At 40.8% G+C, this 13,158-nt stretch carries 12 protein-coding genes; 5 read left to right on the top strand and 7 right to left on the bottom strand.

The annotated features are described in order from the left end of the window. The coding region (locus tag ACKPEB_RS09550; protein WP_408964645.1) for a WD40 repeat domain-containing protein at positions 1 to 463 on the top strand (463 nt) is incomplete at its 5' end. Between the two features lie 55 nt (positions 464 to 518). On the opposite strand, the gene ACKPEB_RS09545 is transcribed toward ACKPEB_RS09550, so the two are convergent. Then, the gene (locus tag ACKPEB_RS09545; RefSeq protein WP_408964644.1) at positions 519 to 1,112 is read right to left on the bottom strand and encodes a pseudouridine synthase; all 594 of its coding nucleotides are present in this window, start codon (positions 1,110 to 1,112) and stop codon (positions 519 to 521) included. 431 nt (positions 1,113 to 1,543) lie between these two features. Here ACKPEB_RS09545 and recA point away from each other — a divergent pair, with 431 nt between their 5' ends. Both recA and ACKPEB_RS09535 read left to right on the top strand, forming a co-directional pair. Continuing rightward, positions 1,544 to 2,629 carry a recombinase RecA gene (gene recA / locus ACKPEB_RS09540; RefSeq protein WP_408964643.1) on the top strand — a complete coding sequence of 362 codons (1,086 nt, stop codon included), beginning with the start codon at positions 1,544 to 1,546 and terminating at the stop codon, positions 2,627 to 2,629. A 176-nt stretch (positions 2,630 to 2,805) separates the two neighbouring features. Beyond that, positions 2,806 to 3,987 (top strand): aldo/keto reductase, encoded by a 1,182-nt coding sequence (locus tag ACKPEB_RS09535; RefSeq protein ID WP_408964646.1) that lies wholly within the window; start codon positions 2,806 to 2,808, stop codon positions 3,985 to 3,987. Here ACKPEB_RS09535 and ACKPEB_RS09530 read toward each other — a convergent pair. The 5 genes from ACKPEB_RS09530 to rlmD all read right to left on the bottom strand — a co-directional run bounded on the left by ACKPEB_RS09530 (position 3,973) and on the right by rlmD (position 9,112). Then, a complete protein-coding gene (locus tag ACKPEB_RS09530; protein WP_408964642.1) occupies positions 3,973 to 4,857 on the bottom strand; it encodes a lysostaphin resistance A-like protein in 885 nt (294 codons plus the stop codon). The two genes, ACKPEB_RS09535 and ACKPEB_RS09530, sit on opposite strands and share 15 nt — an antisense overlap. A gap of 23 nt (positions 4,858 to 4,880) precedes the next feature. Further along, positions 4,881 to 5,282, bottom strand: a complete 402-nt coding sequence (locus ACKPEB_RS09525; RefSeq protein WP_408964641.1) for an AbrB family transcriptional regulator — start codon at positions 5,280 to 5,282, stop codon at positions 4,881 to 4,883. A 475-nt stretch (positions 5,283 to 5,757) separates the two neighbouring features. Next, positions 5,758 to 6,807 carry a UDP-3-O-(3-hydroxymyristoyl)glucosamine N-acyltransferase gene (lpxD, locus tag ACKPEB_RS09520; RefSeq protein WP_408964640.1) on the bottom strand — a complete coding sequence of 350 codons (1,050 nt, stop codon included), beginning with the start codon at positions 6,805 to 6,807 and terminating at the stop codon, positions 5,758 to 5,760. Positions 6,808 to 6,924: 117 nt separating this feature from the next. Next, positions 6,925 to 7,410 (bottom strand): universal stress protein, encoded by a 486-nt coding sequence (locus tag ACKPEB_RS09515; protein ID WP_408964639.1) that lies wholly within the window; start codon positions 7,408 to 7,410, stop codon positions 6,925 to 6,927. A gap of 301 nt (positions 7,411 to 7,711) precedes the next feature. Beyond that, a complete protein-coding gene (rlmD, locus tag ACKPEB_RS09510) occupies positions 7,712 to 9,112 on the bottom strand; it encodes a 23S rRNA (uracil(1939)-C(5))-methyltransferase RlmD (RefSeq protein ID WP_408964638.1) in 1,401 nt (466 codons plus the stop codon). 220 nt (positions 9,113 to 9,332) lie between these two features. Between rlmD and ACKPEB_RS09505 the strand changes: the two genes are divergently transcribed. After that, positions 9,333 to 9,818 (top strand): allophycocyanin, encoded by a 486-nt coding sequence (locus ACKPEB_RS09505; protein WP_408964637.1) that lies wholly within the window; start codon positions 9,333 to 9,335, stop codon positions 9,816 to 9,818. Between the two features lie 81 nt (positions 9,819 to 9,899). Here ACKPEB_RS09505 and ACKPEB_RS09500 read toward each other — a convergent pair whose 3' ends face one another. Next, positions 9,900 to 11,513 (bottom strand): HEAT repeat domain-containing protein, encoded by a 1,614-nt coding sequence (locus tag ACKPEB_RS09500; protein WP_408964636.1) that lies wholly within the window; start codon positions 11,511 to 11,513, stop codon positions 9,900 to 9,902. A 319-nt stretch (positions 11,514 to 11,832) separates the two neighbouring features. On the opposite strand from ACKPEB_RS09500, the gene ruvB reads away from it, so the two are divergent. Continuing rightward, complete coding sequence (gene ruvB / locus ACKPEB_RS09495; protein ID WP_408964635.1) at positions 11,833 to 12,966, top strand: Holliday junction branch migration DNA helicase RuvB; 1,134 nt, start codon at positions 11,833 to 11,835, stop codon at positions 12,964 to 12,966. Positions 12,967 to 13,158 lie beyond the last annotated feature (192 nt).

The following is a 13,158-nucleotide window of genomic DNA, read 5'->3' as shown; positions in this document are numbered from 1 at the left end:
GGTCACGAGTGTGAGTTGGAGTCCCGATGGTAAAATCTTGGCTTCTGGGAGTGATGACAAGACTATTAAGCTGTGGAGTCGAGACGGTGAACTGTTGGACACTCTCACGGGTCATGAAGGTCAGGTCACGAGTGTGAGTTGGAGTCCCGATGGTAAAATCTTGGCTTCTGGGAGTCAGGACAAGACCATTAAGCTGTGGAGTCGAGACGGTCAACCGTTGGACACTCTCACGGGTCATAAGAATTCGGTCACGAGTGTGAGTTGGAGTCCCGATGGTAAAATCTTGGCTTCTGGGAGTGATGACAAGACTATTAAGCTGTGGCTTTTTGATTTAGATCAATTAATCAGATCGGCTTGTGATTGGATGAAAGATTATCTCAAAAATAGTTCAAGTGTCAGTGAGGAAGATAAACATTTGTGTGATGGCGTGTTGGGAACTCCGAACTCAACTTCAAACCCTTAAAAAGTAGCCATCCTGAAATTGATTCCAGAGCTTCAATTTTTCAGAATAACTGCTCTTAACATTGTCCTAAAATTTGCATTAATTTTTTTAATTCCATCTCTGTTAAATCCCGCCATTGACCGGGTTCGAGTGGGTTTAAAATTAGATGAGCGATCGCTACTCTCACTAAACGTAACGTCGGAAACCCAACCGCAGCCGTCATTCTCCGAACTTGACGGTTACGACCTTCTGTTAAAGTGAGTTCTAACCAAGCCGTCGGTACAGTTTTACGAAAACGAATCGGAGGTTCACGCGGCGGTAAACTCGGTTCTGTTAACAATAATTTCACCTGGGCAGGTTTAGTGCGATAATCGGATAATTGCACCCCCTGACGTAACTGTTTTAATGCCGTTTCATCGGGTATTCGTTCCACCTGTACCCAATAGGTTCGCGGGTGGGCAAATTTCGGATCAATTAACCGATGTTTCACAAAATTATCATTCGTTAATAATAATAATCCCTCACTATCTCGATCCAAACGTCCAACCGGATAAACCGTCGGAATTGAAATAAAATCTTTCAACGTTTGACGCGGAGTCGTCGGATCTTCATTCGTAAACTGACTCAAAACATCATAGGGTTTATAAAATAAAAGATATCGATCAGACATAAGTTAAATTTGTTTCTATATCCGTTAAATTTTGATACAATTTTAAGCGGTTTCTTCTCTCAAGTTAATCATGTTATATAAAACCCTAAAATTAAGACTACAGATCATCTCCTAAACCCCTGTAGAGACGTTACATGGAACGCCTCTACAGGAGATGGATGGGTAACAAATATTTAAGGATTTTATATTATTGTTCTGATTGCCCATGACCAATTGTTATATTGACGAAAACATCAATCTTTCCTAAAATAGACATAGGTTCCCTCAGAGGTTGAGCAGACGAACTGCAAAAAATTGTTAAGTTCACCGATGGGACGTTGCTCCCCAATAGTCACAACCCAAGCAAAACTGCTACCATACCAGTGATGCTTGACAGACATCTAGGGTGGCGAAAACCCTCACCGTTTAACCGTTACTTAAACTTACAACGAATGGCTACAGTAAAAGATAATTCGAGTTCTGAGAAAAAAAAAGCTCTAACCCAAGTTTTAAACCAAATTGAGCGCAGTTTTGGAAAAGGGGCCATTGTCCGGTTAGGGGATGCCACCCGCATGAAAGTGGAAACCATACCCAGTGGTGCATTAACCTTAGATTTAGCCTTGGGCGGCGGTTTACCCAAGGGACGAGTCATCGAAATCTATGGCCCAGAAAGTTCTGGTAAAACCACTTTAGCCCTACACGCGATCGCAGAAGTCCAAAAAGCCGGAGGGATCGCCGCCTTTGTCGATGCCGAACACGCCCTTGATCCCACCTATGCTGCGGTTTTAGGCGTTGATACCGAAAACTTACTGGTTTCTCAACCGGACACCGGAGAAATGGCCCTGGAAGTGGTGGATCAGTTAGTTCGGTCTGTCGCCGTTGATATTATTGTGATTGACTCCGTTGCCGCTTTAGTACCGAGAGCAGAAATTGAAGGAGATATGGGCGATGCTCACATGGGGTTACAAGCACGGTTAATGAGTCAAGCGTTACGCAAAATTACTGGGAATATTGGTAAGTCAAATTGTACGGTCATTTTCCTCAACCAATTACGACAAAAAATTGGCGTTACCTATGGCAACCCGGAAACCACAACCGGAGGAAATGCGTTAAAATTCTATGCTTCTGTACGCCTAGATATTCGTCGTATTCAAACCTTAAAACGGGGAACCGATGAATATGGAATTCGGGCTAAAGTTAAAGTGGCTAAAAATAAAGTTGCTCCGCCTTTCCGCATTGCCGAATTTGATATTATTTTTGGGAAAGGGATTTCGACCTTGGGATGTTTAATTGATTTAGCAGAAGAAACTGGGGTATTAAAACGCAAAGGAGCTTGGTATAGTTACAACGGCGATAACATTGGTCAAGGACGGGATAAAACCCTAACCTATTTGGAAGATAATACAGCCTTAGCAACAGAAATTGAACAAAAAGTGCGAACTGCATTAGACAGTGGTGCTGTGGTTTCAGCGAATTCTGTGGCTCAAATGGATAGTCATGATGATGAAGATTTTGAGGCTGTTTCTGAAGAGGAATAAAATTACGGTTTAATCGCTTTTCTCATGTAAAAATCTGCGCCGAGATTATAATATTTTACCGTAGGGGTTGGGAGACCCAACCCTCTTAACTCATGGGTTAGTTAACCCCACCCCTACAAGTTTTGATCACCCATCATTAGCCATTATCTATTGCCCATTGCCCATTGCCTATCATGATGTATTACAGACGATTTGGACGCACAGAATTACCGATGCCTTTGTTTTCCTGTGGCGGCATGAGATATCAATATCAATGGCAAGATACGACCTTTGATCAAGTTCCTGAAGCCAATCAAAAACAATTAGAAGCGACCCTCATGCGTTCCCTAGAATTGGGAATTAATCATATTGAAACCGCTAGAGCTTATGGCACTTCGGAAATGCAGTTAGGAAAAATTTTACCCAAACTTCCGAGGGAAAGAATTATTGTACAAACTAAAGTTTGTCCTCATCCAGATCCGTTAAAATTTAAACAAGATTTTGATCAATCTTTAGCTTATTTACAATTAGATTATGTAGATTTATTAGCCATTCATGGGGTTAATAATTGGGAACTTTTAGACTATACAATGCAACCTAACGGTTGTTTAGCGATCGCAAAACAATTACAAATCGAGGGAAAAGTTAGATTTATTGGATTTTCATCCCACGCGGCAACCGAGGTCATTATTAAAGCTATTAACAGCAATGAATTTGATTATGTTAATTTGCATTGGTATTATATTAATCAGAATAATTGGTCTGCTATAGAAGCGGCTCATCGCTTGGATATGGGGGTTTTTATTATTAGTCCCTCTGATAAAGGAGGTAAACTCTATAACCCTCCAGAAAAACTAATGCGACTATGCTCACCGTTAAGTCCCATCGTATTTAATAATTTATTTTGTTTGAGTCATCCTCAAATTCATACCTTAAGTATTGGCCCGTCTAAACCGAGTGATTTTGACGAACATTTAAAAACCATTCCACTTTTAGATCGTTGGGATGAAATTCTCCCGCCAATTTTGCAACGCTTAGAACAAGAATTTATCAACTGTTTAGGGGAAGATTGGGTAAAAACCTGGCATATCGGTTTACCCACCCATGAACAAACTCCGAATCAGATTAATATTCCGGTGATTCTGTGGTTGAGGAACTTAGCGATCGCCTACGATCTGATCGATTACGGCAAAATGCGCTATAACCTGCTAGGGAATGCCAGTCATTTCTTCCCTGGGAATAATGCTGAAAACGTAGAACAGTTCGATTTAAGTCAATGTTTAGTCAATAGTCCCTACGCCGATCAAATCCCTCGTCTTTTAGCAGAAACCCATCAATGGTTAAAAGGAGAGGCAATTCTACGATTATCTCAAACTTAAATCTAACACACCCGCCACCATTAATAACATCACAATTGCCGATACCCCGGCTAAAGGTTGACCTCCTAACCCCGTCACCCATTCAGGAACCTTTTCTGTGGCTTTGACCCCTCCGAGGGTATCTAAACTACTCATTCCCCAAATCCAGCCTGCGTGTAGTCCAATCGCCACTCCTAAAGACCCTCCATTAGAGACACAAGCCAAGGTTAACACCATTCCCATTAACCCTAATCCGGGTAACTGGGGGAAGGTGTGGCGAAGTTCCCACAGCAAATGGCTGAGGGCAAAAATTGTGCTGGCGATGAGGGTAGCGACCCAAACCGAATACTCTTGCTGTAATTGTTTTTGTAGAAATCCTCTAAAAATTAACTCTTCGGTGCTACTAATCCAAAAAGCAATCAGCAAAATCGGCAAAACTAGAATAGCTGTTTGCCATAACTTAACCCACCTATTTTTAGCGGGAAGATCGGAATTTACGGGAGAAGACTGTTGCTCCTGTCCTTCCCGATGTTGTGGCCCCAAATGCAGCCATCCCATAGAAAATTGAAAGCCAAATAAGACGATCAAGCTAATAGTCGCTAGACCGAAACCCAGGATAATTGATCTGAAAAACTCAAATCGCCAAGCTAAACCATAATCTGCAAAGGATTGACCTTCAACTTGGCTAATTTTCCATAAAACTATGGGAGCAATTCCATAAAGAGATGCCAGTAACGTCAATTTTTGGGTCTGATTTAGTGGCTGAGGAGGACGCCAATTGAGAGCAAATGCACTGAGAACAGCAATTGGCATCCATAGACCCATCCATACCCCAAAAAAAATCGTAATTTTAATCAGGGTTGACGTATTTGCCAGCCATAAAACAGTCATTCTAATGGCTTAGATCAGCAAATTTACTCTTCTTCATCGCCATCATTGCTGTCTTTTCCATTTTCGACTTGAATCAGGTGAATATGCTTGTATCCTAGCTTGATATCAAACTCATCACCGGGCTTAAGTCCCATTTCTTTGGTATAGGTTGAGCCAATCACAATTTGACCATTTTTGTGAACGCTCACCATATAAGTTGCTTCCCGACCCCGACCATCTTTTGTACCATCGGGACTGAGCGGAATACCCCGTGCTTTCAGCACCGCGTCATAAAAATCTGTGAGATTGACACGCACTTGATTGTCCTTGGTAGTGCTGTAATAACCACACAGCTTTGCTGTTTCACGCCGAGGCATATGAGACAGTTCTTTTACTTTTTGAAGCAGAGCCTTTCCGGTTAAGGGTGTTGGTGCAGGTTTATTCATCTTGTTCTTAATCTCCTTACTTCTCTAGGTAGGTAATTTTTATCCAATTTAACTTTTTGGAGTTCTAAGAAATAATATATACTTAAATTCATCAATTTGACAAATATTTTTTTTCTAACTTACAAATCTTTCCCCACAGGAATCACTTTATGCCTCCAGAGAAAAAAAACGGGACTTCAAAATCCCGTTGAGATTGAACAGAGGAAGATTGACTGATTCGCTGGTAGTTGAACTCATCCCTTGCCTCTATCTTGAAAATTCTACAGTTGTCCGATTTGAAGTCTGCACACTCAGGGCGACAAATTTTTCAGTAAGCTCTCTTCCCAAGGTAAAAATTCTCTTTCCTCCTGATTTCCATACCATTAAAAAAGATCTGTCGTCAAGACAGATCAATAAATTTGTGATTCTCCCTTAAAAATCCTCTCCCTGGGGTGCTGATTCTCTCCCCGTTCAACTACTAACACTCATTCCTCAACTATACGGGATGATTAAAATGACGTTCTAAGGCTTTTAAAGATTGATAGAGTTCAGGTAATCGTTTATAAATGGCAGCCGTCTTTAAATACAGCTTATTAAGAATTGCAGGGGAACCTGAAAAGATCTCTGCTGCTGGAATATCGTTATGAACCCCAGATTGAGCCGTAATAATCGCTCTATCCCCAACCTTAACTTGATTGGCGATTCCCACTTGACCTGCTAATAACACCCCATTCCCGACGGTAACACCCCCAGCTAATCCTACTTGAGCCGCAAAGGCGCAATTTTGCCCCACAGTACAACCGTGACCAATATGAACTAAATTGTCTAATTTCGTCGCTTTTCCGATGCGGGTTTCTCCCACCGCAGGACGATCAATCGTACTATTACATCCCACTTCCACGCCATCTTCTAAAACAGTAATTCCCGATTGTTCCATTTTCATCCAACCCGATGCGGTCGGAACAAAACCAAAACCTTCAGCACCAATCACCGCCCCACTATGAATCACACAATCACACCCAATTTGGGCGCGTTCATGAATCGTACAATTGGCGTGTAAAATACTGCGATCGCCAATCGTAACATCGGGATAAATCACCACATTCGGATGCAAACACACCTGATTTCCAAGGGTAACTCCCGCTTGAATCACCACATGGGGGCCAATATAAACTGCTGATCCGATTTTGGCCGTTGGATCAATCACCGCACTAGGATGAATCGAGGGTTGAGGTTGATAAGGTTGATAAAATAAAGTGATCACTTCAGCAAAAACCAGTCGAGGATTTGCCACTGAAATCCACGCTTTACCTTGTTCTGTGGCTTGAACTTGTAAGGATTCATCTAAGGGTAAAATCAACGCACTGGCTGAAGAACGCTGCACAAAGGACGCAAATTTTAACCCTTCAATATAACTGAGGGTTCCTGATGTGGCTTCATCCACCGCCGCCACTCCTAGAATCTCAGGATTAAGAGTCGGGTGATCAGTCAAACTCTGACCAATAATTTCAGAGTTGAGGTTTTCAACGAGTTCACTAAACTTCATGTTTCAGAAAAAAGGGCAGAGGAACAGCTTAACAGGGAATAGCAATTAAAAAACTCAATTATTTCCCCGATGAATATCAGTTTTTGCTTTAATGCTGGTTGTAGAACAACTTGATTTTTAAGCGGGATGGGATTGGACGATTAACACCGAACAAGGCCCATGATGAACAACATATTGACTCACACTTCCTAAGACCAATTCTCCTAAAGCCGAGTGACCCCGACGTCCCATTAAAATCAAATCGGCTTCCCAATTTTTAGCCAAGTCACAAATTGTTTTACCCGGTTTACCAATGGTTTGTGTATATTCCGCCTGAACTCCCGCATCCATTGCAATTTGACATCGAGATTTGAGAGCTTCGACACTTTTTTGGGCAAAGTCTTTCCATTGTTGTTGATAGGTATGCAGTAATTCTTGATTGGCCGTTGGATAGTAGCTTAATCCCACTAAGATCCCAAAATCAGGACTACTTTCTTCATCCGTACACAAAACATGAAGCAACATCAAGTTTCCTTGATTGGATACTGCCAATTGTAAGGCTTTTTCAAACACAGGCTGACTCTGGGGAGACAGATCTAAAGGAACAAGAATTTTCTTAAACATACCTTTTCTATACTGATCTCCAATAGGCAATTTTTAAACCCCTGAAGGGGGACTAAGGACAGATTCAAGCAACCGAACCGAAAAATTGGTTCAGTGTTTTGAGGTTGACTCCTGCTTGAGTTAATCGTAGGATGTTCCTAATGATTCAGGAGAATGACCTTAGCTAGAATTAAATTTTAATGTTTTACCTATTATAAGATGAAAGGGGTTTGTGTTTTACAAATTTTAATGACAAAAAACAGCCTCACACCTAAAACCCGAACTCACGATTTAAACCCCTCAAGTTCCATTTATTCCGAATTTACACCGATGAACAACTTAAAAACGCAGCACATTCAACATGGGAGGTTTGCGGGAAAAAATCCGCAGGTTGTACCCGAATTAATTGATAAACTCCCGTTTCACATAAAATTTTGAGATCTCGTGCTAGGGTCGCGGGTTTACAACTGATATAGATCAGCCGTTGGGGTTGCAGATTTAATAATGTTTCTAAGACGTTGCGATCGCATCCTTTGCGAGGCGGATCAAGTAATACAATATCAGGTTTATATCCTAACTGCGGTAACAATTTTTGTACGGTTCCCTGTTTAAACTCAACATTGTGAATCTGATTCCAAATAGCATTCTGTCGAGCTTGCTCAATGGCGGTTTCTTGTAATTCTAAACCGATCACTTGGGGAGGATAGAAAGACTCCCTAGAACCCGGTTGTTTTTGCTGTAAATCCGCAGCCAAGGGTAAGGTAAATGTACCGATTCCACAATAGGCATCAACGATGCGTTCAGTACCTTGTAAATTCAGTTGTTGTCGCATAACTTGTAATAACGCTTCTGCGACTTCTGTATTAACTTGAAAAAATGTCTCAGGTCTGAGAAAAAAGCTTAAACCCCCAAATTCTTCACATAAATAGGGTTGACCTGCTAAACAGCGTGTTTCTTGACCCAAAATAACATTGCTTTGATCTCGATTAAGATTTAAACACACCCCCTTTAACAAGGGATATTGTTGTAACCAAATTTCGGCTTGTTCTTGCAGTCCGGGTAAACTGGCTTGGGTGGCAATTAAAGTTAATAACATTTCCCCGGTGCGACGTCCAATTCTCAACGACAGATGCCGCAGTTTCCCTCGATGTTGAACTTCATCATAAATTGACCACCCTCGGTTTTGAATATCTTGTTTAATATTCGCCAGTAACGGGTTCAGGCGTTGATCTTGAACCGGACATTGATTTAAGTTCACCAAACGATGAGTTTGTTTCTGAAAGTAACCCGCCTGCACTTGACCTGTAGCCGAACGTCCCAGAGGATAAGTCACTTTATTGCGATAGCCTAAGTCTGACTCTCCCCCTAACACGAGATCGACCGGAGGCTCAATAAATCCTCCAATGCGTTCTAGGGCTTTAACGACTAAATCTCGTTTAACTTGTAATTGAAATTCATAGTCAATATGCTGCCACTGACAGCCGCCGCATTTATCAGCAACAATACATCGCGGTGAAATTCGATGGCGAGAAGCTTCTAAAATTTTTTGTAACTTTCCTTCTGCATATTTGCTTTTGACCCGCACTAAACGCACCCGAACGAGATCACCCGGAACCGTATCGGGGACAAATACTACCCAATCTTGATAACGACCCACTCCATTACCTTCATCGGTTAAATCTGTAATTTCAATTTCTACTTGTTGTCCTTGCTGCCACATCATGATTAAGCCTTAAAAAATTAAGAATTGTTAACGCTTACAGGGTGATTTTTGATGTTGAATTCGGTAGATCACTCTCGATCTCTGCCTAATCCCAACAACTGTGTAGCGGTGGAAGAACCCCACTTTGATCACGACCAGTGACGGTTTACAATCAACGACTTCCCCAGATCCCCCTGAGTCGCTAAACTACTTAATGGTATCTTGAAAAACTTTCATAGCTATGACCGTAGTTAGCCAAGTTATTCTCAAAGCTGATGATGAACTCCGTTATCCTAGCGTTGGTGAACTCAAAAGCATCAATGATTTTTTAAAAACGGGCGACCAGCGTGTGCGCATTGCGTCCACACTTGCCGATAATGAAAAAAAGATTGTAGACCGTGCCAGTAACCAATTGTGGAAAAAACGCCCTGATTTTATTGCCCCCGGTGGTAATGCGTCAGGCTCACGGGAACGAGCTTTATGCCTTCGGGACTATGGCTGGTATCTGCGTTTAATTACCTATGGGGTTCTGTCGGGTGACAAAGATCCCATTGAAAGTATTGGTTTGGTGGGCGTTAAAGAAATGTACAATTCTTTAGGCGTTCCGATGCCAGGAATGGTGGAAGCCATTCGTTGTCTCAAAGAAGCGTCTCTGGCGTTACTCGATGACGAAGATGCTAAAGAAGCAGCCCCCTACTTTGACTTTATTATTCAAGCCATGTCCTAATTTTGAGGACGGGTTTTTGATCTTTGTGGAGACGTACCTCGTGTGCGTCTCTACAAGTTTAGGGGGTATAACAGAAAACTTTTAAGAGTTAGTCAGGGAACGGCGATAATTGCGGAGGGTTTGAATTAATCGTCCTCCTCGTTTTAAGCCAATGTCGGCTAATTCCACAATCCATTGGTTGGGTATTGCTTCCGGTTGAACGCTAATAATATAATTGAGAGCTTCTTCTTCTTTTCCGGCTCCTAAACGATAAGCATAAACAATAAAACCAATGGCAGTAGAGCGACTAATTCCGGCTTGACAATGTATTAATAAATCCCCTGACTGTGACTGAATAGATTTCATAAAATTTAAGGCTTCTAAAATATGTTTAAAATTGGGTAACACATATTCAGGATCAGCATAGGGCGTATCAATATCATCAAATTCTAATCTCAGCCGAGTCGGAACTTGCTCAAACCCTTCAGGAAGTTCACTCCCCGGACTTCCAATTGAAATTAAATAGTGAATATTCGCGCCTTGAAATTGTTCTAAAATATAGTTACGAGCTTCTGCCCTGGATGAAATCCAAAGTCGCGGTAAATGAGAATGAGGCGCAATAATTTCAGGATTCAATAAGGTTTTAAAAATCGTTGTTGATGAAGAATCTTCTAGTTTTTCTAATGCTGTTTCTGCCCAAGAACGAACATAAACATCACTATCATTCAAAGCTGTTTTCAGTCCATTAATAGCCAAAGGTGTATTCATGGATTGAATGGTTTCAACCACTTTAGCCCGCACCCAAGGATCGGGATCATGAATTTTATTCAATAATTTATTAACGACAAATTCATTACCAATTCGACCTAAAACTTCAACCACACGGGTTCTAACATCTGCATTATGATGATTCAGGGCTTGTAAAAGTACCTTCACAGCAAACGAATCATTAATAGTTTCTAATCCATAAACAGCATTCGTATAAACATAAAATTCGGGATCATCTAAGGCATTTTTTAAAGCCGTAATTGCAGATGCTCCGCCTAAAAAACCTAATGCGGTTGCAGCCCGACCTCGAACATAATGATCAGGATCAGAGGTTAAAATGTCTCTTAATTTTGTGATCGCTAAACGATTTTTAAGCTTTCCTAATGCGGTTGCGGCTCGCCAACGAACTTGATGATCTTTATGGTTAAGAGCCTGAATTAATCCTCGAATGGATCGAACACTACCAATTTGTCCTAATGCCCAAGTTGCCCAAACTCGAATTTTGGGTTGGGGATCTTTTAATAATTTTAATAATAAAGGTTCAGCAGCTTGACCGATTTGAGTGATCGCCCAAGCTGACCAAGCATTGACAGATTCATTCGAGTGATGTAATCCTTTAAGTAACCAAGGTAATAACAAAGGGCAACGGGTTTGTCCTAACAAACGAATTTTAAACGCCAGGGGGATATTTAATGAAATCACCAGGGAAAAGGCTTTATTTTGAAATTCAGGTTTAACATTTTTTATTAACAATGTTCCTTGAATTATATTTAATTTCAAAGCCAAACTCACTATCCGCAGTGTCAATTCTTCCGATTCAATTTCTGCTAAGACTTTAGCCAAAGAATCAAAAGTCAACGTACCCCGCAAATAGTCTTGTTTAAGTTCTTCATCTGTTGAGTGATGAAGTTGCCTTTTTAAGATTTCAGCATCGTAGAAATTAGCCATTCAATTTGGTGAAACCAGGGGAAGTTGTAAAAACAGGGTTGGTAGGGATAAAGGGCGACCAGACAATAGACTAAAGTTTTTGTTGTGGGTTAACAAGCAACCATCAACGGTAATTAGATTAATCTTAATTTTATCATCGCTCTCACCGATCACTAAAGCATGATCAGTGATGAAATCAGAAAACATGGAATCAACTCATTAAATTTTAATAAAATTTAATGGTTAAATCAGAAAGGGAGAAACAGGCAAGGATCAGAACCCATTTATCCCAAAACCTGCTAACCTAGAACCTGTAGCCCCTATATTGGCTAAGTCTATTATGGCGATTATTTCTTCAAAAAGACAGTCTTCTGAACCTGAACCCTCGGATGAGTTCTCTGGCTTCGCTTCTCAAAAAAACAAAAAATCCAGAAAATCTAAGGAGAATCAACCGCCAGATGAATTAGATTATTTATTAGAAGCGGAAGCAACACCCCAGGAGGAAATTAATCGTCAACAGGATGAAAAAATTCGACCCCATCGCTTAGAAGATTATATTGGACAAAAAGATTTAAAAGAAGTTTTATCCATTGCGATCGCCGCAGCAAAATCTCGTCAAGAACCCTTAGATCATTTATTATTATATGGCCCTCCAGGGTTGGGAAAAACCACTATGTCGTTGATTTTAGCCTCAGAAATGGGGGTAACTTGTAAAATCACAACGGCTCCCGCATTAGAAAAACCCCGTGATATTGCCGGATTATTAGTGAGTTTAAAACCCGGAGAGGTATTATTTATTGATGAAATTCATCGATTATCAAAAGTTGCTGAAGAAATTTTATATCCAGCGATGGAAGATTGCCGATTAGATATTACCATTGGTCAAGGGCGATCAGCAAAAACTCGCAGTATTCCTTTAAAACCGTTTACCATTGTTGGAGCAACAACACGGGTAGGTTCTTTAACGGCTCCTTTACGCGATCGCTTTGGAATTATTCAACGATTACGCTTTTATGAAATTGATGAATTAAGTTTAATTGTACAACGCAGTGCTAAATTATTAAATACTCCAATTACTCCTGAAGGAGCCATAGAAATTGCTCAACGCTCTAGGGGAACTCCTCGAATTGCAAATCGATTATTGCGCCGAGTTCGAGATTATGTTCAAGTTAAAAGTAGTGGAGAAATTAATGCAGAAATTGCTAATATTGCCTTAGAATTATTTAATGTTGATCCGATGGGATTAGATTGGACAGATCGCAATATGTTAACCGCCATGATTGAAAACTTTAAAGGCGGGCCAGTAGGATTAGAAACAATGGCAGCTATTACAGGGGAAGATACTCAAACCATTGAAGAAGTCTATGAACCTTATTTAATGCAAATTGGGTTTATTCAACGCACAAATCGAGGTCGGATCGCAACTCCTGCGGCTTGGAAACATTTAGGATTTGATGACCCAGAACATCGTTAAAGTCTACAATTCTCCCTGTAATCCTTTGGACTCAGTGATTTAGCAAAAACAGGAGTGCTAAAAATTCTACCCCAAATCCAGATTAACCTAACAAAAAAAACTGCGATCGCCCATCGTAAACTTAATGGCTTTAAACTCAAAATTAAACCCTGCATCAAAAGCCGATTTAACTCAATTCAGGATATCATAGAG

This window comes from Planktothrix sp., assembly GCF_046067725.1.
GTDB lineage: Bacteria > Cyanobacteriota > Cyanobacteriia > Cyanobacteriales > Microcoleaceae > Planktothrix.
Note: the sequence above shows the minus strand (reverse complement) of the source record. Positions and strands in the feature narration are given on the sequence as shown.